This is a genomic window from Kosakonia cowanii JCM 10956 = DSM 18146 (assembly GCF_001975225.1).
In the GTDB taxonomy this organism is placed as follows: Bacteria; Pseudomonadota; Gammaproteobacteria; order Enterobacterales; family Enterobacteriaceae; genus Kosakonia; species Kosakonia cowanii.
Genome location: NZ_CP019445.1, coordinates 3,331,039 through 3,354,687 on the forward strand (window position 1 = coordinate 3,331,039; position 23,649 = coordinate 3,354,687).

Below are 23,649 nucleotides of genomic sequence, written 5' to 3' on the forward strand. Positions count from 1 at the left end.
ATTGGTTTCTTCATTCAACCCCACTGCGGGGCCGTTGAAAGAACTATATCCCTGTTATCGAAGCGTTTCCGTGAGTGATTGGTATCGGCGTGTAACGGAATGTACAGCGGGGGAAAACGCGCCGGAAAGCGGCTCCGGCGCGGGAGGATTAGAGGTAACGGCGGGTAAGGTGCTGGCGGAAATAGTCCGCATTCAGCGGCTCGCCGGTGGCGTTGGCGATCAGCTGGGCAGTGCTAAAGCGGCTGCCATGCTGCCAGATGTTCTGGCGCAGCCACTCAAACAGCGCGCTGAAATCACCGGCGGCGATGGCTTCTTCAAGGCCCGGCAGCGCGCGACGCGCGGCGTGGAACAGCTGTGCGGCGTACATTGCGCCCAGCGTGTACGAGGGGAAGTAACCAAAGCCACCGTCGGTCCAGTGGATATCCTGCATACAGCCGTTGCGGTAGTTGCCTTCGGTCGATAGCCCAAGCCAGGAGTGCATCTTCTCATTCCATAGGGCTGGAATATCGTCGACCTCGATCTCACCGTCGATCAACGCCCGCTCGATCTCATAGCGCAGAATAACGTGTGCCGGATAACTCACCTCGTCGGCGTCAACGCGAATATAGCCCGGCTTCACGCGCTGGTTCCAGGCGATAAAGTTGTGCTCTTCAAAGGCTGGCTGCATACCGAACCGCTCAATAATCGCGGGCTGCAGGCGACGCAGGAAGGCTTCGCTGCGCCCGAGCTGCATCTCAAAGAAGAGGCTCTGTGATTCATGGATCGCCGTGGAGCGCGCCAGCGCAATCGGCTGACCTGGCCAGCTGCGCGGCAGGTTCTGCTCATAGCGGGCATGACCGGTTTCATGCACCACGCCGAACAGAGCACTCAGCAACTCATTTTCATCGTAACGGGTGGTGATGCGCACATCTTCCGGCACGCCGCCGCAGAAGGGGTGGGCGCTGACATCAAGGCGTCCGCCGTTAAAATCGAAACCGAGCGTCTTCATCGCCTGCAAACCCAGCTCACGCTGATCGGCAATCGGGAACGGCCCTTGCGGGGCGATAAGCGTCTGCTGCGCCTGTTTCTCTACCGCCTGTTTCAGCAGATCCGGCAGCCAGCTTTTGACCTCGCCAAACAGCTCATCAAGGCGGGCGCTGGTCATATCCGGCTCGAACTTATCCAGCAGGGCATCATAGGGCGAGCAGCCTTTTGCCGCCGCGCGCAGCTTCGCCTCTTCGCGGGTGAGTTTCACCACCTCTTTCAGATTGGCGGAGAAGCCCGCCCAGTCATTGGCCGGGCGCTGGGTACGCCAGGCGTGTTCACATTTACTGCCCGCCAGCGAAAGGGCTTCCACCAGCGCTTCCGGCAGCAGGGCTGCTTCATCGTAGTGGCGCTGCATTTCACGCAGGTTAGCCTGTTCAACGTCGTTGAGATCTTCCTGACCGGCGCTGGAGAGCCACTGGCCGACCTGCGGATTGGTTAAAATCTGGTGGCGCAGCACGCTCAGCTCGGCCAGCGCTTCACCGCGCGCGGCGCTGCCGCCCGGCGGCATCATGGCGAACATATCCCAGCCAGCAACGGCGGCAAGATGTGAGAAACGTGACAGGCGAAGGAAGGTACGGGTGAGTTGTTGATAGTTCTGCTTATCCATAATGCCTCTGATTTTTTTTGCATTTTATTAACCCGAACGCCCAAAAATAGTAGTTCTGCGGCTAATGTTAAAATCTGTACCATAATAGAGAACTCATTCATTTAACCAATAAACGCATAACACAGCAAAAAACCATGAATCCTTTCATTTGGGTGATCTGCAGTTTAATGGCGCTTGACGCTGTGCGGGAGTTGATGGGCGCAAGCTCTGTCTTCGCGCTTTTCTAGCCCTTTTCCGCACTACATCGCAATAAAAAAGCCCCGCTTGCGCAGGGCCTGCCTTCCTTATACGCGCTAGCGCAGACGCGCGTGCAGCCTTGTGCCGACCAGCAGGGCCAGCACCAGCATCGCCGCGATAAACCCGCCGACACCGTTCCAGCCATAGCTGTGCCAGAAGACGCCGCCTAAGGTTCCTGCCACGCTGGAGCCAAGATAGTAGCTGAAGAGATAGAGCGACGAGGCCTGGCCTCTGGCGCGCTTAGCGCGTGGGCCAATCCAGCTGCTGGCAACGGAATGTGCGGCAAAAAAACCGCTGGTAAAAAGCAGCATGCCGATAAAGATCGCCCACAGCGACGAGAAGAGCGTCAGCAGTAAACCGAGCAGCATGATTGAGGTAAAGGCAATCATCACCGGGCCGCGGCCATATTTGCTGGTCATCGCGCCCGCTTTTGGCGAACTCCAGGTGCCCGTCAGATAGGCCACCGACAGCAGACCAACCACCGCCTGGCTCAGCATCCACGGGGATTGCATCAGGCGATAGCCAATATAGTTAAACAGCGTGACAAACGACCCCATCAGCAAAAAGCCTTCGAGAAAGAGCAGCGGCAGGCCGCGATCGCGCCAGTGCAGACGGAAGTTAATCAGCAGCGTTTTTGGCCGCAGAGAGGAGGGGCGAAAGTGGCGCGAGGGGGGCAAAATCTTCCAGAACATCAGCGCCGAGGCCAGCGCAAAGCAGCCAATCACCGCCACCGCTACCCGCCAGTTAAAGAAGTCGGTAAAAACACCACTCAGCAAGCGGCCGCTCATGCCGCCGATGGAATTACCGCTGATATAAAGCCCCATCGAGAAGGCGACAAAACTGGGGTGGATCTCTTCACTCAGGTAGGTCATGCCGACTGCCGCCACGCCGCTTAGGGATAGCCCCACCAGCGCGCGCATCACCAGAATGCCGTGCCAGCTGGTCATCATCGTTGAGAGCAGCGTACAGCACGACGCCAGAAGCAGCGCGGTAACCATCACATTTTTGCGCCCAATCGCATCCGATAACGGCCCGGTAAAGAGCAGTCCAATCGCCAGCATGGCGGTAGAAATAGAGAGGGAGATACTGCTGCTGGCGGGCGAAACACCGAACTCATGGGAGAGCACCGGCAAGATGGGCTGAACGCAGTAGAGCAGGGCGAAGGTCGCCAGCCCTGCGGAAAAGAGCGCCAGCGTGACGCGCATAAATTGGGGAGTGCCACGTTTAATAAACTGCCCCGGCAGGGCGGCGGGTTTTTCGTTAACGATGTGTGTCGGTTCGCTATCAACCGTTGTTGTACGACTCACTTGAGATCCTTACCTTTTTGGCCCGTCATTACGGGGACGGGCTTACCACGGCGTAAGGGTATGAAAGCGGCATTATTCTGTCTAATATATTAATAATCTCAAATAATACTTTAAAAATATGAATATCGAACTGCGCCATCTGCGCTACTTTATCGCCGTTGCGGAAGAGCTCCATTTTGGTCATGCCGCCGCACGGCTGAACATCTCGCAGCCGCCCCTGAGCCAGCAAATTCAGATCCTCGAACAGCAGGTCGGCGCGCGGTTGCTGGCCCGCACAAATCGTAGCGTCTCATTGACCCCGGCCGGACGCCAGTTTCTGGCCGACAGCCGGCAGATCTTAAACCAGGTGGATGAAGCCGCCGCCCGTGCGCTGCGTTTGCACCAGGGCGAAACAGGCGAGTTACGCATTGGCTTTACCTCCTCCGCGCCCTTTATTAAAGCGGTCTCAGATACCCTCTCTTCCTTTCGCCAGCGCTACCCGGATGTGCATATCCAGACGCGAGAGATCAACACCCGCGAACAGATAGCTCCACTTAATGAGGGAACGCTGGATCTCGGTTTAATGCGCAACACCCCGCTGCCGGAGACGCTGGCGTGGGAGGTGATCCTGCGCGAGCCGCTGCTGGCGATGGTTCCGCGTAACCACCCACTGGCAATACGCACGGCCGTCTCGCTGCACGAGCTGGCGCAGGAGCCATTTGTCTTTTTCGATCCCCATGTCGGCACCGGCCTGTATGACGATATCCTCAGCCTGATGCGACGCTACCAGTTGACGCCGCGCATCGCGCAGGAGGTGGGCGAGGCGATGACCATTATTGGCCTGGTGGCCGCAGGGCTTGGCGTGTCGATTTTGCCCGCCTCGTTTCACCGCGTTCAGCTCAGTGAGATGCGCTGGATACCGATTGTAGAAGAGGATGCCGTCTCGGAGATGTGGCTGGTGTGGTCAAAACACCAGGAGCAGGGGGCGGCCGCGGCGCGTTTCAAACAGCAGCTCCTTGACGCGGCAAACGGCTGAATTTCGCCCATAACGGCAGGCAAAATGTGCGTTAAATCACAAGCATGGGTAAATATTTGACGACAGCCGTTAAGTGTTTCACCATAGCCGAATGTTTATTTCGAAGCGCGAAAATAAGGGAGTATGAGGTGGTCGCTGATAGCCAGCCGGGGCATATTGATCAAATAAAGCAGACCAATGCGGGCGCAGTCTATCGCCTCATCGACCAGCTTGGCCCGGTCTCGCGTATCGACCTCTCCCGGTTAGCGCAGCTGGCTCCCGCTAGCATCACTAAAATCGTGCGCGAAATGCTGGAAGCCCACCTGGTGCAGGAGACGGAGATCCAGGAGCCGGGCAGCCGCGGGCGTCCGGCGGTCGGGCTGGTGGTGGAGACCGAGGCTTGGCACTACCTCTCATTACGCATCAGCCGCGGCGAAATTTTTCTCTCCCTGCGCGATTTAAGCAGCAAGCTGGTGGTCGAGGATCGTCTCGATCTTCCCTTAACCGCTGCCGAACCCTTGCTCAGCCGCATCATTACCCAAATCGATCAATTTTTTATCCGTCATCAGCACAAGCTTGAGCGGCTGACGGCGATCGCTATCACGCTGCCGGGCATTATTGATACGGAAAATGGCGTTATCCACCGCATGCCTTTCTATGAGGATGTGAAGGAGATGCCGCTCGGCGAAGCGCTGGAGGCCCATACCGGCGTGCCGGTCTATGTGCAGCATGACATCAGTGCCTGGACGATGGCGGAAGCGCTGTTTGGCGCCTCGCGCGGCGCGCGGGATGTGATTCAGGTGGTGATCGATCATAACGTCGGTGCCGGGGTGATCACCGATGGACGCCTGCTCCATGCGGGCAGCAGCAGCCTGGTGGAGATTGGACATACGCAAGTCGATCCCTACGGCAAGCGCTGCTACTGCGGCAACCACGGCTGCCTGGAAACAATTGCCAGCGTCGAGAGCGTGCTGGAGCTGGCGCAGCTGCGCATGAGCCAGTCGATGAGTTCGATGCTGCATCAGCAGCCGCTGACGGTAGAGTGGCTCTGCCAGGCGGCGCAGCAGGGCGATCTGCTGGCAAAAGATATCATCAGCGGCGTCGGGGCGAATGTCGGGCGCATCCTGGCCATCATGGTCAATTTGTTCAATCCGCAAAAAATATTGATTGGCTCGCCGCTAAGCCTGGCGGCAGATGTGCTGTTTCCTACCATCGCCGACTGCATTCGCCAGCAGGCGCTACCCGCGTACAGCCAACATATCTCCGTTGAGAGTACGCAGTTCACTAACCAGGGCACCATGGCGGGCGCCGCGCTGGTAAAAGATGCGATGTATAACGGATCGCTGCTGATTCGTTTGTTACAGGGGTAACATTTTTACCCAGTCGCGATAAAAATTGCGCTATCTCAAATTGAGCCTCCACCACTTCCCGTAGACTTTCTGCTCTGAATTATATTTCCGGTTTATATTTTCGTTGCTTAACGGTGGGGTTACTTATGCTTAAGCGTTTCTTTGTAACGGGTACAGACACTTCTGTCGGGAAGACAGTGGCGTCCCGCGCGCTGCTCCAGGCGCTGGCTGCCAGCGGCAAAACGGTGGCAGGTTATAAGCCTGTTGCAAAAGGAAGTCAGGCAACGCCGGAAGGGCTGCGTAATAAAGACGCGCTGGTGCTGCAAAGTGTCTCCTCCCTCGAACTGCCTTACAGCGCCGTCAACCCGATTGCGCTGAGTGAAGAGGAGAGCAGCGTGGCGCATAGCTGTCCCATCAACTACACCTTGCTGTCGAACGGGCTGGCCGATTTGTGTAAGCAGGTCGATCACGTCGTTGTCGAAGGCACCGGCGGCTGGCGCAGCCTGATGAACGATCTGCGTCCGCTTTCCGAGTGGGTGGTGCAGGAGCAGATGGTGATGGTGGTGGGGATTCAGGAAGGGTGCCTCAACCATGCGTTGCTCACCGCGCAGGCGATAGCCAGCGATGGCCTGCCGCTGATCGGCTGGGTGGCAAACCGCATCAACCCGGGCCTTGCACACTATGCAGAGATCATTAATGTGCTGAGCAAAAAACTGCCCGCGCCGCTGGTGGGCGAGCTGCCTTACCTGCCGCGGCCTGAACAGCGCGATCTCGCCCACTATATCAATCTGCAAATGGCCACCGGCATGCTGGTCGCCGATCGCGTGCTGGCCTGAGCCTATTTTTGAACGTTCGCCGGACAGGGCTAATGGCTGTCCGGCCTGTGCTCATTTCCCCATGAAACTTCTGAAAGCCCTCTTCACGAACTAAGGCCATAGCTACGCTTAACGGAAAATCGTTTCCGGAGATGACGTTTATGTATGCCTATGCAAAAGAGAAAACCAAGCCTCAATATCCTGAACAAACTGCCGCGCTTTCAGAAGAGGAAATCCTCGAACAACTCCGGTTTAATAATTTCCCTAGGGATGATCCCAAAACCATCCTCGATAAAATAAAGCAACTTAATCCCAAATTAAAACAGCCCCACCTGCTGGTCGTAAAATATCGCGCCAGTGTCGCTGCAAACAGCAAGGGTAGCGCCAGCGCTACATCATCCAAAAGTGCAGCACCAACAGCGTCTGCGGGACGCAAATTCCACCGCGACATTGTGGATGGCGCGCTCTATTTATACGCCACCAATGACGGTTCTCTGTTTATAAACTCGCTTATCAGAAAGGCAAAAGGGCAGGATATTGACATTCCTGATTCGTCGAATCTGGCGCGGGTGGCCAAAAAACAGTTTGAAGTCGGCACAAATCCTCCGGCTTTTGCGCCCGGGATAGATATGAAGCTCGTAATCAAAACGTTAAGCCACAAAAGCAACGCCGTGGCCATCATGAACCAGGCCGTAGAGGAGGCGAAGTTTACCGGGATGGATAACTATTACAGAGGGACAAAACACCGACCCGTTCTGAATGCCATTTCACCGGGTATGTTAGTCAGCGCCAATTTTCTTATGTCGGTTACCCAGGATAAGAAAATGGCAAAAAGATTTGCCACGGGTAAATATAACTCACTCGCAGATTTGGATGAGGTAGGTGTGATATACGATATTGTGGGCAATCCAAAGAACTTTAAATATGGTGATTTGGTTGAAAAAGAGAGTCTTTTCCCCGTCGGAACGAAGTTCAAATATATCGGGCATACCGGTACCACCTATCGCTTTGTTGAGCAATCGGCGGCGCAAGTGAAAAATTATAGTGGTGATATTTACAGGTTGTACAGATAACGCTGTTGGCGGTTGATCAGCGGAGCGGTCGGGTAAATCAAAGCGCCGGAGTCATTCGATAATTACTACTGGCAGGGCGGAAGAGGCATTTGCCGAAGGCTTCAGCGATTTGTACGGTAAGACGGAATACCGGAAATGGCCGAATATTAAAGCTTATCTAGCGCGCAAAATGAAATCGGTGACCTGAAGGCGCTAACCGGGGCTTGTTTGCCTGCGGTTAGCGCCATTTGGCAAATTTCCTTAACTCTCGCTATGGATCGCCAGCGCCCGGCGCGTTTTCCCGGAGCTTAAATACTCGGCGATGTAGTCCTGCGAAATCTCGCCGTTATAGCGACCCTCTTCATCCACGATGGGCATCCAGCTGGTGTTACTCTCATAGAGCCGCGAAAGCACCACGCGCAGGTTATCCTCCGCTTTACCGGTGATGCGGAACGGGTGCAGAAGCGCAGCGCAGTCGCGGGTATCATGCCGCGCTTCGCGGCGTTTAACGAAGCCGAGCGGTTTACCGGCGCCGTCAACCACCGTTACGGCACGCATATCGTTATCATCCATAATGGCGAACGCCTCAGCGGCCGGGGTCGATTCCCGCACGGTGATGGTCGGTTGCTGATCGGTCACATCACCGGCTGATACCAGCAGCAGGCGCTTGAGCGTCCGGTCCTGACCGACAAACGAGCCGACAAACTCGTTCGCCGGTTTTGCCAGCAGCTCATCGGGGCTGGCGCACTGCACAATGCGTCCCTGGCGGAACACCGCAATCCGGTCACCGAGCTTTAACGCTTCGTCGATATCGTGGCTGACCAGCAGCACCGTCTTTTTCAGCGCGCGCTGCATTTCAAGAAACTGGTTCTGGATCACTTCGCGGTTAATCGGGTCGACCGCGCCGAAGGGTTCATCCATCAGCAACACCGGCGGATCGGCCGCCAGCGCGCGGATCACGCCAATACGCTGCTGTTGGCCGCCGGACATTTCGCGCGGATAGCGGTGCAGGAACTTTTTCGCATCGAGCGCCACCATCTCCATCAGCTCTTCCGCGCGGCTTTTACAGCGCGCTTTATCCCAGCCCAGCATGCGCGGTACCACGGTAATGTTCTCTTCGATGGTCATATTGGGAAACAGGCCAATCTGCTGGATCACATAGCCAATATTGCGCCGCAGAGTAACCGTATCCATGCCGCTGGTGTCTTCACCGTTAATCAGGATCTTTCCACTACTTGGCGTAATCAGACGGTTAATCATCTTCAGCGTAGTGGTTTTGCCGCAGCCAGAAGGGCCGAGCAGCACGCACATTTCACCTTCCGGCACCATCAGGTTGACATTGTCGACGGCATTCACACTCTGGCCGTTCTTCTGCGTAAATTGTTTGGTCAGATTTTCCAGTTTAATCATTATCGAATCCCCTTCGGCGTCAGCACGATTTGTAAGCGGTGCAGTAACCAGTCGAGCACGACGGCCAGTAGACAGATCATCACCGCGCCGGCAATCAGCATGCGAATATCACTCCCGCCAATGCCGTTCAGCAACAGCAGCCCCAGCCCACCCGCGCCAATCACGGCGGCGATGGCCATCACGCCAATATTCATCACCACGGCGGTACGGATCCCGCCGAAAATCACCGGCAGCGCCATCGGGATCTCCACCCAGCGCAAACGCTGCCAGAAGGTCATGCCAATCCCGCGCCCCGCTTCACGCAGCCCAGGCGGCAGGCTGTCGAGGGCAGTATGGGTGTTGCGCACAATCGGCAGCAGCGAGTAGAGAAACACCGCGGTAATTGCCGGCAGGGCGCCAATCCCCTGGCCGACCAGTGAAAAGAGCGGGATCATCAGGCCAAACAGGGCAATTGACGGAATGGTCAGCACCAGCGTCGCCAGGCCAAGCACCGGCGTTGCCAGCCATTTGTGGCGCACAATCAGCACCCCCAGCGGCACGCCAATGAGTATTGCCAGGCCCACGGCCAGCAGCACCAGCCAGAGGTGCTGGAAGGTGAGGGTGGCCAGGTAGCCGGCGTTGTCCATCATGTAGTGAATCGTGTCCATAGGCTCTCCTTACAGCAACCCTTTCTCTCGCAGGAAGTCGCGTGCGACTTGCTGCGGCGTCTGGTGATCGATATCGACTTTCGCGTTGAGGGAGATAATCACCTCGTTGTTCAGCAGCCCGGAGAGCGTATTGAGCGCCTCTTCTAAGCCCGGATTGGCTTCAAGCGTGTCTTTACGCACCACCGGCGTGACCGCATAGCTCGGGAAAAAGCCTTTGTCATCTTCCAGCGTTTTCAGATCGAAGCCCTTCAGGCGGCCATCGGTGGTGTAGACCAGCCCGGCATCGACAAAGCCGTCGCGGATGGCGTTATAGACGAGGCCGGGATCCATCTGGCGGATTTGCGGACGATCCAGCTCCATGCCATAAGCCTCCTGCAACGGCTTCATGCCGTCGCTGCGCCCGGCAAACTCCAGGTCGAGGCCCAGCAGCCAGTTCTTTTTCGGGTTGGTTTTACGGATCTCTTCAATCTTCGCCACCATCTGCGACATGGTGGTGATGTGCTCAGCCTCGGCGCGTTTGCGCTGCATAGCGAAGGCATAAGTGTTGTTCATATTGGCCGGATTGAGCCACACCAGGCCGTGTTTCGCATCGAGGCGTTTAACGGTGTCGTAGGTCTCCTGTGCCGACATACGTTTGTTGATGTGGTTAAAAATGATCAGCGAGGTGCCGGTATACTCCCAGGTCATATCAACCTGCTTGTTGATCATCGCGTTACGTGAAATCACCGTTGCGATATTGGTCTGCGGCTGCACCTGAAAGCCTTTTTTCTGCAGATACTGCACGGTAAGGGCCGACAAAATATGCTGCTCGGTAAAGCTTTTGGTCGCCACAACCAGCGGTGCCGCATGGGCGCTGGCAGTGAGCAGCGCGGTTGCTGCCAGCCAGCCCAGCGTATGAAAAAGTCGTTTCATCACACTTCCTCTTATTGTTATCACGCCGTGTGCGGGCTAAGAAGACGGCCCAGCGCCGCCAGCAGGGTATCGAGGATCAGGGCGAACAGCGCCGTGGCGGCTGCGCCTAAAATCAGCGTCGGGAAATCGTTGAGATAGATACCGGGGAAGATCAGTTCGCCATAGCTGCTGGCGCCAATCAGAAACGCCAGCGGCGCGGTACCGACGTTAATTGCCGTCGCAATTCGCACCCCGGAGAGGATCACCGGCAGGGCATTCGGTAGCTCCACCTGGCGTAAGCGCTGCCACTTTGTCATGCCAATTCCATTCGCCGCTTCAATTAACGAGGCGGGCACCGAGCAGAGCCCGGCATAGGTGTTACGCACAATCGGCAGCAGCGAGGCGAGGAACAGCGCGATGATCGCCGGGATATCGCCAATGCCAATCACCACCATCGCCAGGGCCAGCACCGCCAGCGGCGGCAGCGTGTTGCCGACGTTGAAAATCTGCATCACATACTCGGCAACCCCACGAGCGGCGGGGCGGCTAAGGGCGATACCGCTGGGAATACCGACCAGCAGGGCAAAAAACATCGAGCTGAACACCAGAATCAGGTGCTGTTGCCCGAGGTAAATCAAATCCACCTGGCGGGCTTTTATCGTCTCCAGCCCGACTCCCCAGATAATCAGCGCCAGTATGGCGACAATCCCGGCGATAAAAAGCAGCGCGCGGGTAAGCATGGAAGTCTGCATTGCAGTGTCTCTCCCTGTTTGCATGCGTTATGGCAACGGCAGGTTGCGTGTTGTTATGCCATGTTCGGCAGGGTGCTTTGAGCTATAGCAAGCGTGCGGGGATGCTTCCAGTTCTGAGGCCGCTTTTTAAAACCCAGCGGCAGGCGGCTTTTGCACAGTAAGCCTTACCGTGTACAGGCTGATCGGAAGATTAAAGAATTGTCTTAAAAGCGAAGCGGCAAAAGTGACACTGTCACCAATGTGATTGCCGGGATAAACTATTCCGGCGCGTGAGAGGGCGAAAAATCACCGCAACAGCCGGTTTAACGCGGCGGTGAATAAAAACAGGTTGATGAGAACTCTTAAAAAATAAGCTCTGTTTATGTAGGGCACATATCCTTAAACCAACCCGGTTATCGTCATAAAACCCTGCGAGGAGGCCCCCCATGTATGCTTCAGCGACAAAAAAGCCACTCGGCACCTGGGCAGGAAAAGGGAGTCAGGAACCCTATGCAGAATCATCGCCGCTTTCATCACTGCATAAAGTTTCAGGTAAACAATCAGCCGCGTCGATCAACGAGAACAAATCACAAAAAATCGCTGAAGTGGTGAATAAAATCACCTCTTCGCACGCCGCACCCGCAAAAAAATCGTCCGCCTATAGCGCATTCACTTCAGATGCCAGAAACAGCTTTGAGTCGCGAGGCCACCATGAAGCAGTGCGGATATTCACCTTGCCGGATAACCGGCTGGGGCGGCAACTACCTGCTTTACCTTCACCAGCCGAGCTGGGTTTAACGGAGAGCGAAATTTCGGCCATCAAAGTCTACACATCAAGTAACTACACCCTGCTTAATAAATATGAAAGAAGCAGGAACATGGAAAACTATGAAGTCGAAAAGCTTGTTAACACAATGATAAAAAATGGTTTTTTAAAATCCGGCTTTGTGGGGAAAGAGTCTCTGGAAAGCGGAGTGAAAAATTTTAACCAGGTGCTGGATAGATCCAGAAAAAAACACCCCTCAAATGAAAGTTTCGGCAATGTGGTGGTGCGCGGTATTGGTTTCGATTATCCCTTTGGCGAAAAAGAGGCGAGGCAATACGCCACTGTCGGGGCTGTCATTGGGCAAAAAAGTTACACCAGCACCAGCGTCAGCACACCCTATTTAAATACCCATCTTCTGATCCTTGAAGCGCCGCCAGAAGCTGAAGGGCACTGGATTGCGCCAACTTCAGTGTTACCCCAGGAGGATGAAATACTGTTTGCTCCCGGCGTGAAAATCAAAATCAAAGATGTGGTTGATGTTAATGAGTTTGGCAGTGCTGATACGGTGAGCTCCGTTTTCAAGCGGTTTCACATATCGGGCGAAATCAGGCAATCACCTGTGTTTAAGAGCCTCAAGCAACCGCATCACTACATTAAAAAATATATCTATGGTGAACTGCTGCCGCAAAACTCCAGGTGAGCTCCAGAAGCGTTTTGTAAAAAAATCCGGCCTGAGCGGCCGGAAAAGGTGTTAACGGAAGAGCGCTTTTTGCGCTACCGGCATCAGCAGGTTCGTTTGCCACTCCGCCAGCGTAAACTGTGCCAGCCGGGCGAGCGCCTGCCAGAAAGGGTGCTGCGCCTGCTCCTCCAGCACGGTAAGAAAGCGGCCCGACCACGGCAGCAGATGCCATGCCAGAAGCTCATCGCAGGCCTGCGTCTTTCCCTGCTCCGTCAGCCAGGCCGCGAGCAGCAGCAGGGTGCCGATATGATCTTCTGGCTCGTTTTGCTGCGTCTCGAAAGCAATATTGTTGTCGCGTAGCCACTGGCGCAGGGCCAGCGTTGAGTCGCCAAACAGCACGCACTCTTTATCCAGCCATACCGAGCCCCACGGCGGCGCAGGCAGCGCCCACGGGCCGATAAACAGCCGTTGCCAGGCATCGGTTAACGGCTCTTCGCTATCCGCTGAAAATTGTTCAGCCAGCGGGAGCAGCAGGCTTTGCGCCAGCGGCCATGACGCCATCCACGCATTATGCGTAAAGGCGCTGACCAGCGGCGCAGCAGGTTCGCTCTCCGGCGGGTAGTAAAAGAGGGCGCCGAGCACGCGGGCGGTGAAAATAAACGATTCACGGTTTTCAACTGTCATGGTATTTCCCGAAAAAGTGCCGAAGGCCGGATAAGCGTTCACCGCTATCCGGCCCCGCAATCGATCACCCGGCAACGGCGACGCCAACGGTCATGTGCAGCCCATAAAAGAGGCCACGGCCAATCAGCTCCCCGGCAACCACCAGCACAAACCCAACCAGCAGGCTACTGACGCGCGGCTGTCTGCGCAGCACCAGCGGGCAGTACCAGCAGCCCAGCCCCAGCGCTAAAAGCAGCAGTCGCAGCGCCTGGAGTAAGCCGTAATCCGGGATCAGCGCTGTAGCCTGCTGCACGGACGAGTGGGTTTCGCCAAGCTGCATGCTCTGCATCATCACCACCGCTGCGCTTGCCAGCAGCGCGATCGCGCTTATCGCTGCAAAACGGGATGCCGGAAAGCGCATGCCGACAAGGCGCAGTAACAGTGCTGCGAGCAGCGGGCCGCCAATCAGCATGGTGAGGAAAAAGCTGGCGGTGGTGTAGCCGTTATGCCACGTCGGCACGGTCTCAATCTGATAGACCCGCGTCATCGCCCAGACAAACAGCACGCCAGAGACCATACTGATCAGCAGCCAGATACGCCCGAGACCTGAAGGCATTTTGCCCAGCCAGCTCAGCAGCCACCAGATGCCGCCGATGGCAAAAAAGAGCGAGCCGGCGGCAATCTCATTACTCAACGCAGAAGCGCCAATGCGGTTAAGGGAGTTAAAGGCGCGCAGCGGCGAGCCGAGGTGCATCATCGAAGCGACAAAGCCGACGCCCATCAGCAGCCAGAGAAAAAACTGGCTGCGAACGATATGCAGCTGACCACGGCGATCGCCCTCATTGGTCATCCATACCAGGCCGGTGCCAATCACACCGCCCGCCACGCACTGACCGAGCACCGTAAAGAGCACCAGCGGCCATTCATGCCATCCGTTTCCCATTTCATACCTCCTGTGGATTAGCCAGATAGCCGCTTGTGTCCCCGGTCGGGCGGCTGTTGGCGTTGGGTTTGATGACAATATTTGGCCGGGTAAAGTGCGCCGCCGGAATGGGCGCGACCGCCGCCAGCGTGCCATGCTTTTTACGCAGCGTCTCAATCGGGCCAAAATCGAGAGCGCGCAGCGGGCAGGACTCGACGCAGACAGGCTTTTTGCCCTCGGCCACACGCTCGTGGCAGCCGTCGCATTTCGTCATATGGCCTTTCGCCGCATTGTATTGCGGCGCGCCGTACGGGCAGGCCATATGGCAGTAGCGGCAGCCGATACAGACCTCTTCGTCGACCACCACAAAGCCATCTTCACGTTTATGCATCGCGCCGCTCGGGCAGACTTTGGTGCAGGCCGGATCCTCACAGTGGTTACAGGAGAGTGAGAGATAGTAGGCAAAGACGTTTTGCTGCCAGACGCCGTTATCCTCCTGCCAGTTGCCGCCCGCGTACTCGTAGACGCGGCGGAAACTGACGTCCGGGGTTAAATCTTTGTAATCTTTACAGGCCAGTTCGCAGGTTTTACAACCGGTGCAGCGGGCGGAATCAATAAAAAATCCATACTGGGTGCTCATCGGCTACTCCTCAAACCTTTTGAATGTCGACCAGATTGGTGTGCTGCGGGTTACCTTTCGCCAGCGGCGAAGGGCGGTGCGTGGTCAGCGTATTGACGCAGCCGCCGTGATCGACGCGATCGCCCGCCATATCCGCCTGGTGCCACGCACCCTGACCCATGGCGCTGACGCCCGGCATAATGCGCGGCGTCACTTTCGCCGCAATCCGCACTTCGCCACGGTCGTTAAACACGCGTACCAGATCGCCGTTCTTAATCCCGCGCCGTTCGGCATCAAGCGGGTTGATCCACACCTCCTGGCGGCAGGCCTCTTTCAGCACATCAATATTGCCGTAGCTGGAGTGGGTGCGTGCTTTGTAGTGAAAACCGAAAAGTTGCAGCGGGAAGGTGGCACGCGCCGGATCGTCCCAGCCTTCAAAGGTGGAGGCATAGATCGGCAGTGGGCTTATCACCTCATCCTTTTGCAGTTCCCAATGGCTTGCGATCTCCGCCAGCTTGCTGGAGTAGATCTCAATTTTGCCCGACGGCGTTTTCAGCGGGTTGGCCTGCGGATCGTCGCGGAATTTTTTATAGGCCACGAAGTGGCCGTTCGGATCTTTGCGTTTGTAGATACCCATCGCTTTCAACGCCTCGTAGGAGGGCAGCGCGGGATCTTTCTCTACCATTCTGGCGTAGAGGTATTTCAGCCACTCCTCCTGCGTGCGCCCTTCGGTGAAGCGCTGGTGGATATCCGGCCCAAGGCGGCGGGCGATCTCGCTGGTGATCCAGTAGATGCCTTTGCGCTCGAACTTCGGCGCGGTGACTGGTTGCAGGAAGATGAGGTAGCCCATGTTGCCGGCGTAGTCGTTGGGGATAATATCCTCCTGCTCAACGGTCATCAGATCCGGCAGCAGGATATCGGCATACATCGCCGACGAGGTCATAAAGTTCTCAATCACCACGATCGTCTCGCACTTGCTCTCATCCTGCAGCACATCGTGAGTGTGGTTGATATCGCCGTGCTGGTTGACGAGGGTATTACCGGCATAGTTCCAGATGAACTTGATCGGCACATCGAGCTTCTCTTTGCCGCGCACGCCGTCGCGCGTCGCCGTCATCTCTGGCCCGCGGGCGATGGCATCGGTCCAGCTAAAGCAGGAGATGGCGGTTTTTACCGGGTTCTCCGGCATCGGCATCCGCTCAATGGTGATGGTATAAGTTGACTCACGCGCGCCGCTGTTGCCGCCGTTAATGCCGACATTGCCGGTGAGGATCGGCAGCATGGCGATCGCACGGGCGGTCAGCTCGCCGTTGGCCTGGCGTTGCGGGCCCCAGCCCTGGCAGATATAGGCCGGTTTGGTGCTGCCAATCTCTCTGGCGAGCTTGATGATTTTGTCTGCCGGAATGCCGGTAATGCGCGATGCCCACTGCGGCGTTTTCGCCACGCCGTCATCGCCCTGGCCGAGAATATAGGCTTTGTAGTGGCCGTTTGCTGGTGCACCGGCGGGTAGGGTTTTCTCGTCGTAGCCAACGCAGTAGTTATCGAGGAAGGTTTGATCGACCAGGTTTTCGCTGATTAGCACCCAGGCCATACCGGCGACCAGCGCGGCGTCGGTGCCGGGACGGATCGGCACCCACTCATCTTCACGCCCGGCGGCGGTGTCGGTATAGCGCGGATCAATCACCACCATCCGCGCATTGGAGCGTTCGCGCGCCTGCTCGAGAAAGTAGGTAATGCCGCCGCCGCTCATGCGGGTCTCCGCTGGGTTGTTGCCGAACATCACCACCAGCTTGCTGTTTTCAATATCGGAGGTGCTGTTCCCTTCGTTGGAGCCGTAGGTGTAGGGCATCGCGCAGGCGATTTGCGCCGTGCTGTAGGTGCCATATTGATTGAGAAAGCCGCCGTACATCGCCATCAGGCGGGCGACGAGCGAGGCGGAAGGGGATGAGCGGGTAATGTTGCCGCCGACGATGCCGGAGGAGTAGTTGATATAGACCGCTTCGTTGCCATATTTGTCCACCACCCCTTTCAGGCGGGCGGCGATGGTATCGAGGGCTTCATCCCAACTGATGCGCTGAAATTTGCCTTCGCCGCGTTTGCCGACGCGTTTCATCGGATAGTTGAGGCGATCCGGGTGATTGATACGCCGCCGGATAGAGCGACCGCGCAGGCAGGCGCGTACCTGATGGTTGCCATACTGATCTTCGCCGGTGTTATCGGTTTCGACCCAGTAGACCTCCTCATCGCGCACATGCAGACGCAGGGCGCAGCGGCTGCCGCAGTTGACCGAGCAGGCTCCCCAGACCACTTTATCCGGCGCGGGTTGCATCGCCTGCTGCACCGCGGCAGCGGCGGAGCGCATACCAAACGGGAGAGAAAAACTGCTTGCTGCCAGCGCTAACGATCCGAGGGCGGTCGACTTTACCAGCGTTCGTCGGCTAATACCCCCGGCATATTCCGTCTTCGACATGACTCACTCCATTATTATTTTTAAATAAAAACTTACCCGCGCAAATTAAAAGCAGGCTAATGATGGAGCTATGGTAATCATTAAGGAGTAGGGGAATGTTATGCACGATCAAATAGAGGGGGATCCCCCTGGAAATCAGGGGGATTAGATTTTACTGATTGCTGTTACTGTTTTCGTTCTGAGATGATGCGCCGCCATTACGGGCGTAGATAATTTTGTAAGTGTCATTGGCACAGTGACCAACCACCTGTCCACCCGCCTGTTCGGCTTGATCGTTTGGTACCACGGTCAATTCGAACCCGGACTCCGGGACGCCATTGTTAATAATTTTTTGCTGGATATCCGTTTTAACGCGTTCGCATGAATCCGGCGCGGCGAAAGCAGGAACAGAACCTACCAGCAGTGCTGCGCACAGCCAACGTGAATAGTGCATGCTTGTCTCCTTATTTATTGTGCGCTTTAAGCTTAGCACTTCTCTTTTCGACAAAAGGTAAATCTCTGAATCATCTTAGCTGTATGTGAAATTCCGCAGATACCCGATAAGGAAGTCGCTAACTCATTACGCTATCGGGTAAATGTTTTGCTAATATAAGCGCCATTCTAAAGAAAACTGTGGTGGAACCTTTGAAAAAACAGTTATTACTTATCTCTCTGGCCCTGGTTTTGGTCGGATGTGATGAGGAAAAAGGCCCGGTGGCATTCACGCCGGAGATGGCAAGTTTTTCGAATGAATTCGATTTTGATCCTCTGCGCGGTGCGGTAAAAAACTTTAGTCAGACCCTGCTTAACGAGAAGGGTGAAGTGACAAAGCGCGTCAGCGGTACGCTGTCGAAAGAGGGCTGTTTCGATACGCTCGAACTTCACGACCTGGAGAACAATAGCGGCGTATCGCTGGTACTGGATGCCAACTACTATATCGAAGCCGAAACGCAGGAGAAGCGTCTGCGGCTGCAGGGGAAATGCCAGCTGGCAGAGTTCCCGTCGGCGGGCGTCACCTGGGACACCGACGATAACGGCTTTGTGGTGCGCGCATCAGGCAAAGATATGGAAGTGAAGTATCGCTATGATGACGAAGGCTACCCGCTGGGCAAATCAACCACTTCAAAAGATGTGCATCTCGATGTCGCCTCCACGCCGGCGAAAGATAAGCGCAAGAAGCTCGATTATGCCGCGGTAAGTACGCTCAATGATAAGCCGCTGAGTAAAGTGCAGCAGACCTGCGACTACGACAAACATGATAATCCGCTGAGTTGTAGCCTGGAGATTGTTGATGAGAGCGTAACGCCGCAGGTGACGCATAAATACAGCATCAAAAACACCATCGAGTATTATTGATGCTGTCCGCTCACCGCGCTTATTGCGCGGTGGGTTTTAACAGCGTACTGCCGCTGGTTTTATGTTCCTGCAGATAGTGCTGCTGAAAAATACACATGCGGATGGTGTTGCGGTATTCGCCATTAATAAAGAACTCATGAATTAATTCCCCCTCCACCTGAAAACCCAGCTTGCGGTAGATGTGAATCGCTTTCTCATTCTCTTTATCAACGATGAGATAGAGCTTATAGAGGTTTAATACCGTAAAACCATAATCCATCGCCAGCTTAGCGGCTTTTGACGCCAGCCCTTTGCCCTGGAATTCCGGCGAGATAATGATTTGAAACTCCGCGCGGCGGTGCACATGGTTAATTTCAACCAGTTCTACCAGACCGGCGTTGGTGCCATTACACTCGACGACGAAACGGCGCTCGCTCTGATCGTGGATGTGCTTATCGTAAAGATCGGAGAGTTCAACAAAAGCTTCATAAGGCTCTTCGAACCAGTAGCGCATTACGCTGGCGTTGTTGTCGAGCTGGTGGACAAAACGAAGGTCTTCGCGCTCAAGCGGGCGAAGCCGGACAGGATAGTCGTCACTCATAAAAATCCTTTCTCTGAGATGAAGGCGGGCGCAGCACGCGCCCGACGAGATTACTGAACTTCACGCCCGGTGCGGCGATCCAGGCAGCGCAGGGTATTGGGTTCCCAGTACGCATTCAGGTTGCTGCTTTTCTGGCAGTTGTCGCGCGCATCGAAGGCGACATCATCTTTGTCCCACTCTTTCTCGACGCGTTTGTTAACTTTATGACGCAGGCTGCGGGTATCGTTCCACTGCTCTTTTTCCATCGCGGCGGATTGACGGGACTGTGCATTGTCGCCCGATTCGATCACCAGACGGTTGGTTTCAGCCAGTGCGGAAGTGGTGTACACAATGGCACCCAGCGTCAGCATTGCGGTCAGGCACAGGCGTTTGCTAAGTGTAGAAGTCATGGCAATGGTCCTTAAGTGAGGAAAAACGTCTCTATTCTAAGCGATCTCCGCCTGCCAGCATACCGGGGCGAAACCGACTGTAAGAGCATTATCAGGTAAGATGGTTCAACCTATTTTCAATAAACGACCTGACTATGCTGAAAATTACGCTGCTCTTTTTTGTCACCGCTCTGTGTGAAATTGTAGGCTGTTTCTTGCCCTGGCTGTGGCTAAAACGCGACGGCTCACCACTGCTGCTGATTCCTGCCGCGATCGTACTGGCGCTTTTTGTCTGGCTGTTAACACTGCATCCGGTTGCCAGCGGGCGCGTCTATGCCGCTTACGGCGGGGTTTATGTCTGCACCGCGCTTCTCTGGCTGCGGGTTGTCGAAGGGGTAAAGCTAACCGTTTATGACTGGCTGGGCGCAGGGGTTGCGCTGTGCGGCATGTTGATCATCGTCGCAGGATGGTCGCGAAGTTAACAACCACGCGGTGATTTCCCTCCCCGTTGACCTGGCTGGGGAGTGGGGTCTCTTATCTTTCTGCACAACCTCTTCTTTCTTCTCATGATGATGAGCAGATCTATGACACATTTGGTTACCATTCTAGTTGGTGTAGTCAGCAAATCCTGTCGCAAATCATAGTCGGGTTTTAACGACGCCTTAATCTAGTGAACCACTGTTTCATTTAATAAGACGAGTCTCACCATGGAAAACAGGCTGTTAACGGCGAAAGCCACTCTACCTCAGTACGATCGCAGCAAGCTGGTTGCGCGCATTGTGCATCTTGGTTTTGGCGCATTCCATCGCGCGCATCAGTCGGTCTACACCGATATCCTCGCCGCAGAGCACGGCAGCGACTGGGGTTACTGCGAAGTTAATCTTATCGGCGGCGAGCAGCAGATTGCCGATCTGAAACAGCAGGATAATCTCTACACCGTGGCGGAGATGTCCGCCGACGCGTGGACCGCGCGCGTGGTTGGCGTGGCGAAACGTGCGCTGCACGCACAAGTCGACGGGCTTGAAACGGTGCTGGATGCCATGTGTGAGCCGCAAGTCGCCATTGTTTCGCTGACCATCACCGAGAAAGGCTACTGCCACTCACCGGCGACCGGGGAGCTAATGCTCGATCACCCGTTGATCGTAGCCGATCTGCAAAACCCGCATCAGCCACAATCCGCCGCCGGGGTGATTGTCGAAGCGCTCTCCCGTCGTAAAGCCGCAGGTTTACCGCCGTTCAGCGTAATGTCCTGCGACAACATGCCGGAAAATGGCCACGTTACGCGCAACGTTGTCTGCGCCTATGCCCGCACGGTGGACGCTGCGCTGGCGCGCTGGATTGAAGAGAACGTCACTTTCCCCTCCACGATGGTCGATCGTATTGTTCCGGCCGTTACGGCTGAAACCCTTGAGAAGATCGAACAGCTTACCGGTGTGCGCGATCCGGCGGGCGTCGCCTGTGAACCGTTCCGCCAGTGGGTGATTGAAGATAATTTTGTCGCAGGCCGCCCGGCGTGGGAGGAAGCGGGCGCGGAGCTGGTGAGCGATGTGGTGCCCTTTGAAGAGATGAAGCTGCGTATGCTGAACGGTAGCCACTCCTTCCTCGCCTACCTTGGCTATCTGGCGGGCTATCAGCACATCAATGAGTGCATGGAAGATGAATACTACCGCCGCGCGGCACACGCGCTGATGCTGCGCGAACAGGCGCCGACGCTGAAAGTCGAAGGCGTCGATCTGGCGCACTACGCCGATCTGCTGATCGCGCGTTACAGCAACACCGCGCTGCGTCACCGCACCTGGCAGATCGCCATGGACGGCAGTCAGAAGCTGCCGCAGCGCATGCTCGATTCTGTGCGCTGGCATCTGGCGCAGGGCAGCGATTTCTCACTGCTGGCGTTAGGCGTCGCGGGCTGGATGCGCTACGTTGGTGGCGTTGACGAGCAGGGGCAAGCGATTGAGGTATGCGATCCGCTGCTTGCGGTTATTCAGAAAGCGGTGAGCAGCAGCGCTGAAGGCGAAGCGCGCGTAGAGGCGTTGCTGGGCATTGAGGCGATCTTTGGCCGTGAATTGCCGAAAGCGCGCGCGTTTGTGGCGCAGGTACAAAAGGCGTATCAGATGCTGCTGGCGAAAGGTGCTAAAGCGACCGTTGCACACTTCGCGGCGGGGCTGTAACTAAACAGTGAGTGCCGCTGCGGCAGCACTCATCTTCATCATGTTTTGCCAATCAGTGCAGGCCGAGGCGGATCAGCTCTACCGGCTCGAATTTGCCTTCACACCCTTCCACTTCCACCGTTTTGTTACGGCGCACTTTTTCAGCACTTAAGCCCTCGGCGTGAATAGCGACAATTTTGCCAGTGCGGCCAGTGCCATTAATCATCACGCGTGAGCCGGTGGTGATAGGGTTACGGTTGCGGTCATAAGTCATCATGATGGTTTCTCCTTGATAATATCCATAAAGCGAACCGGGGCAGAAGATGGCCCCAAAACGGACGCCCTATAAATACGCCACTGAGATGATGAGTTTTTGCTTTTGATCAAGGTCACACTTTTTTCTGGCAAAAAGGTGACCTGATAAGGGAAAAAGAGGGGGATTACTCTTCACTGAACCAGTCGCGATTCTCCTGGCGAATGGTTTTAACCGACTCGCTGATCTCCTGCAGATGCAACGTCATCGCATTTTCAACCGCATCGGCGTCGCGTTTTTCCAGCGCCTCGAAAATGGCCTGGTGCTGGCGCAGCAGCATCTCCGGCGGCGAAACGTGATCGAGGCTCATATAGCGCACACGGTCAATAGTCGCCTTAATGTTTTCAATCGTATCCCACGCCAGCTGGCAGTCTGCGATCAGCGCCAGCTTGTGGTGAAAATCATCATCCAGTTCAAAGAAATCATTCAGCTGCTTACGCTCAATGGCGATCCGCTGCTGGTGGAGATTCTGCTCAAGCTGATAACAGGCGCTGTCATCAATCATCTGCGCGGCGCGGCGGGCCACGGCGCACTCTATCGCCTGGCGGACAAAACAACCGTTGCGCACGTGGGTGAGGGAGATTTTGTTAACGTAGCTTCCGCGCTGGGGGCGGATCTGAATCAACCCGTTTTCCGCGAGCTTGATAAAGGCTTCACGCACCGGCTGGCGCGAGACGTCAAAACGCACCGACACCTCTTTTTCAGAGAGCGGCGTGCCCGGTGGGATCAGGCAGTGGACAATATCCCGTCGCAGGATGGTATAGATCTGTTGATTAACGGGTTGCGTAGGGTTGAGTTGCGTTTCGGCGGCCATTCGCTCTTACTTTTTAAAGGGTTAACCCGGCTACCATACCATTGTTTCTGCGCACATCCCATACCCGGCCCGTAGGCCGGGCGGGAAGCATCAGCTCTGGCGGTGCACGCTCAGACCGGCATAACTCTGGCTGACCGGCATCATCTCAAGTGTGTTGATATTGACATGCTTCGGCAGTGTCGCCACCCACCATACCGCTTCGGTCACATCTTCCGCGCTCAGTGCGGTGGTGTTTTCGTAGGTTTTCGTCGCTTTATCGTCATCGCCTTTAAAGCGCACGTTGGAGAACTCGGTGCCGCCAACCAGACCCGGCTCGATATTGGTGACACGCACCGCGGTACCGCTCAGATCGGTGCGCAGGTTGAGGCTGAACTGGCGCACAAAGGCTTTGCTCGCGCCATACACGTTGCCGCCCGCGTAAGGCCAGCTACCGGCCGTTGAGCCAAGGTTGATGATATGACCGCGATTGCGCTCAACCATTCCCGGCAGCACGGCGCGGGTCATATAGACCAGCCCTTTATTGTTGGTGTCGATCATCGTTTCCCAGTCATCCACATTGGCTTTGTGCGCGGGCTCCATACCCAGCGCCAGCCCGGCGTTATTGACCAGCACATCAATCTCGCGCCACTGCGCGGGCAGGGCGGCGATAAACTCGTCGATCGCCGCACGGTTACGCACATCCAGCTGCGCGGTGTAGAGATTCTCGCCCAGCTCCTCTTTCAGCTCCTGCAAACGCTCCTGGCGGCGGCCGGTGGCGATCACGTGGTGACCATTTTGAATAAAACGGCGGGTAATGCTCTCGCCGAACCCTGCGGTTGCCCCGGTAACAAGAATAATCATGTCATTGTTCCTCAACGATTTTTGTGATGACGTCACATAGCATGCACCGCACAGAGGCGGCAAT

General features: G+C 56.0%; 25 protein-coding genes. 9 read left to right on the top strand and 16 right to left on the bottom strand.

Translation table 11 applies throughout. The annotated features are described in order from the left end of the window. Positions 1 to 148: 148 nt before the first annotated feature. The gene (locus BWI95_RS15735) at positions 149 to 1,633 is read right to left on the bottom strand and encodes a carboxypeptidase M32 (protein WP_076769791.1); all 1,485 of its coding nucleotides are present in this window, start codon (positions 1,631 to 1,633) and stop codon (positions 149 to 151) included. 167 nt (positions 1,634 to 1,800) lie between these two features. Between BWI95_RS15735 and BWI95_RS24045 the strand changes: the two genes are divergently transcribed. Then, complete coding sequence (locus BWI95_RS24045; RefSeq protein WP_415859162.1) at positions 1,801 to 1,860, top strand: KPN_01571 family protein; 60 nt, start codon at positions 1,801 to 1,803, stop codon at positions 1,858 to 1,860. Positions 1,861 to 1,926: 66 nt separating this feature from the next. Here BWI95_RS24045 and BWI95_RS15740 read toward each other — a convergent pair whose 3' ends face one another. Beyond that, complete coding sequence (locus BWI95_RS15740; RefSeq protein ID WP_054803878.1) at positions 1,927 to 3,177, bottom strand: MFS transporter; 1,251 nt, start codon at positions 3,175 to 3,177, stop codon at positions 1,927 to 1,929. 118 nt (positions 3,178 to 3,295) lie between these two features. Here BWI95_RS15740 and BWI95_RS15745 point away from each other — a divergent pair, with 118 nt between their 5' ends. The 4 genes from BWI95_RS15745 to BWI95_RS15760 all read left to right on the top strand — a co-directional run bounded on the left by BWI95_RS15745 (position 3,296) and on the right by BWI95_RS15760 (position 7,408). Next, a complete protein-coding gene (locus BWI95_RS15745) occupies positions 3,296 to 4,192 on the top strand; it encodes a LysR family transcriptional regulator (protein WP_054803879.1) in 897 nt (298 codons plus the stop codon). A gap of 128 nt (positions 4,193 to 4,320) precedes the next feature. Next, positions 4,321 to 5,541, top strand: coding sequence for a sugar metabolism global transcriptional regulator Mlc (mlc, locus tag BWI95_RS15750; RefSeq protein ID WP_054803880.1), 1,221 nt, complete (start codon positions 4,321 to 4,323; stop codon positions 5,539 to 5,541). 125 nt (positions 5,542 to 5,666) lie between these two features. After that, complete coding sequence (gene bioD / locus BWI95_RS15755) at positions 5,667 to 6,356, top strand: dethiobiotin synthase (protein WP_076769792.1); 690 nt, start codon at positions 5,667 to 5,669, stop codon at positions 6,354 to 6,356. A 140-nt stretch (positions 6,357 to 6,496) separates the two neighbouring features. After that, the gene (locus tag BWI95_RS15760) at positions 6,497 to 7,408 is read left to right on the top strand and encodes a hypothetical protein (RefSeq protein ID WP_076769793.1); all 912 of its coding nucleotides are present in this window, start codon (positions 6,497 to 6,499) and stop codon (positions 7,406 to 7,408) included. Between the two features lie 240 nt (positions 7,409 to 7,648). On the opposite strand, the gene osmV is transcribed toward BWI95_RS15760, so the two are convergent. The 4 genes from osmV to osmY are packed head-to-tail and all read right to left on the bottom strand — an operon-like array spanning position 7,649 to position 11,087. Continuing rightward, positions 7,649 to 8,797: an osmoprotectant ABC transporter ATP-binding protein OsmV gene (gene osmV, locus BWI95_RS15765; protein ID WP_076769794.1), complete on the bottom strand. Its 1,149-nt coding sequence runs from the start codon at positions 8,795 to 8,797 to the stop codon at positions 7,649 to 7,651. Beyond that, a complete protein-coding gene (osmW, locus tag BWI95_RS15770) occupies positions 8,797 to 9,444 on the bottom strand; it encodes an osmoprotectant ABC transporter permease OsmW (RefSeq protein ID WP_054803883.1) in 648 nt (215 codons plus the stop codon). Before osmW ends, osmV begins: the two co-directional genes overlap by 1 nt. Before the next feature lie 9 nt (positions 9,445 to 9,453). After that, on the bottom strand, positions 9,454 to 10,356 hold the full coding sequence (gene osmX / locus BWI95_RS15775) for an osmoprotectant ABC transporter substrate-binding protein OsmX (protein ID WP_076769795.1): 903 nt from the start codon (positions 10,354 to 10,356) through the stop codon (positions 9,454 to 9,456). Positions 10,357 to 10,376: 20 nt separating this feature from the next. Then, a complete protein-coding gene (gene osmY / locus BWI95_RS15780) occupies positions 10,377 to 11,087 on the bottom strand; it encodes an osmoprotectant ABC transporter permease OsmY (RefSeq protein ID WP_076769796.1) in 711 nt (236 codons plus the stop codon). Between the two features lie 425 nt (positions 11,088 to 11,512). Between osmY and BWI95_RS15785 the strand changes: the two genes are divergently transcribed. Further along, on the top strand, positions 11,513 to 12,532 hold the full coding sequence (locus BWI95_RS15785; RefSeq protein WP_076769797.1) for an ADP-ribosyltransferase: 1,020 nt from the start codon (positions 11,513 to 11,515) through the stop codon (positions 12,530 to 12,532). Positions 12,533 to 12,583: 51 nt separating this feature from the next. Here BWI95_RS15785 and dmsD read toward each other — a convergent pair whose 3' ends face one another. The 5 genes from dmsD to BWI95_RS15810 form a co-directional block, all read right to left on the bottom strand. After that, positions 12,584 to 13,195: a Tat proofreading chaperone DmsD gene (dmsD, locus tag BWI95_RS15790; protein WP_054803892.1), complete on the bottom strand. Its 612-nt coding sequence runs from the start codon at positions 13,193 to 13,195 to the stop codon at positions 12,584 to 12,586. A 64-nt stretch (positions 13,196 to 13,259) separates the two neighbouring features. Next, on the bottom strand, positions 13,260 to 14,117 hold the full coding sequence (locus BWI95_RS15795; protein ID WP_076769798.1) for a DmsC/YnfH family molybdoenzyme membrane anchor subunit: 858 nt from the start codon (positions 14,115 to 14,117) through the stop codon (positions 13,260 to 13,262). Position 14,118: 1 nt separating this feature from the next. Next, on the bottom strand, positions 14,119 to 14,736 hold the full coding sequence (locus tag BWI95_RS15800) for a DMSO/selenate family reductase complex B subunit (protein ID WP_023481292.1): 618 nt from the start codon (positions 14,734 to 14,736) through the stop codon (positions 14,119 to 14,121). Between the two features lie 10 nt (positions 14,737 to 14,746). Next, entirely contained in the window at positions 14,747 to 17,185 is a 2,439-nt protein-coding gene (gene ynfE / locus BWI95_RS15805; RefSeq protein ID WP_076769799.1) for a selenate/tellurate reductase subunit YnfE, read from the bottom strand. 151 nt (positions 17,186 to 17,336) lie between these two features. After that, positions 17,337 to 17,618 (bottom strand): DUF1161 domain-containing protein, encoded by a 282-nt coding sequence (locus tag BWI95_RS15810; RefSeq protein ID WP_023481755.1) that lies wholly within the window; start codon positions 17,616 to 17,618, stop codon positions 17,337 to 17,339. 191 nt (positions 17,619 to 17,809) lie between these two features. Between BWI95_RS15810 and BWI95_RS15815 the strand changes: the two genes are divergently transcribed. Beyond that, positions 17,810 to 18,520 (top strand): YnfC family lipoprotein, encoded by a 711-nt coding sequence (locus BWI95_RS15815; protein WP_180344368.1) that lies wholly within the window; start codon positions 17,810 to 17,812, stop codon positions 18,518 to 18,520. Between the two features lie 19 nt (positions 18,521 to 18,539). Here BWI95_RS15815 and speG read toward each other — a convergent pair whose 3' ends face one another. Beyond that, the gene (gene speG / locus BWI95_RS15820) at positions 18,540 to 19,100 is read right to left on the bottom strand and encodes a spermidine N1-acetyltransferase (protein WP_023481559.1); all 561 of its coding nucleotides are present in this window, start codon (positions 19,098 to 19,100) and stop codon (positions 18,540 to 18,542) included. Positions 19,101 to 19,150: 50 nt separating this feature from the next. Then, on the bottom strand, positions 19,151 to 19,489 hold the full coding sequence (locus tag BWI95_RS15825; protein ID WP_054803885.1) for a DUF1283 family protein: 339 nt from the start codon (positions 19,487 to 19,489) through the stop codon (positions 19,151 to 19,153). 134 nt (positions 19,490 to 19,623) lie between these two features. Here BWI95_RS15825 and BWI95_RS15830 point away from each other — a divergent pair, with 134 nt between their 5' ends. Both BWI95_RS15830 and BWI95_RS15835 read left to right on the top strand, forming a co-directional pair. After that, on the top strand, positions 19,624 to 19,950 hold the full coding sequence (locus tag BWI95_RS15830) for a YnfA family protein (RefSeq protein ID WP_042715656.1): 327 nt from the start codon (positions 19,624 to 19,626) through the stop codon (positions 19,948 to 19,950). Positions 19,951 to 20,175: 225 nt separating this feature from the next. Continuing rightward, on the top strand, positions 20,176 to 21,639 hold the full coding sequence (locus tag BWI95_RS15835; RefSeq protein WP_054803887.1) for a mannitol dehydrogenase family protein: 1,464 nt from the start codon (positions 20,176 to 20,178) through the stop codon (positions 21,637 to 21,639). 52 nt (positions 21,640 to 21,691) lie between these two features. On the opposite strand, the gene ydfZ is transcribed toward BWI95_RS15835, so the two are convergent. The 3 genes from ydfZ to ydfG form a co-directional block, all read right to left on the bottom strand. Further along, complete coding sequence (gene ydfZ / locus BWI95_RS15840) at positions 21,692 to 21,895, bottom strand: putative selenium delivery protein YdfZ (protein WP_023481798.1); 204 nt, start codon at positions 21,893 to 21,895, stop codon at positions 21,692 to 21,694. Between the two features lie 163 nt (positions 21,896 to 22,058). Then, positions 22,059 to 22,745 (bottom strand): GntR family transcriptional regulator, encoded by a 687-nt coding sequence (locus BWI95_RS15845; RefSeq protein WP_054803888.1) that lies wholly within the window; start codon positions 22,743 to 22,745, stop codon positions 22,059 to 22,061. A gap of 90 nt (positions 22,746 to 22,835) precedes the next feature. Beyond that, positions 22,836 to 23,585, bottom strand: a complete 750-nt coding sequence (ydfG, locus tag BWI95_RS15850) for a bifunctional NADP-dependent 3-hydroxy acid dehydrogenase/3-hydroxypropionate dehydrogenase YdfG (RefSeq protein WP_023481428.1) — start codon at positions 23,583 to 23,585, stop codon at positions 22,836 to 22,838. Between the last annotated feature and the right edge of the window lie 64 nt (positions 23,586 to 23,649).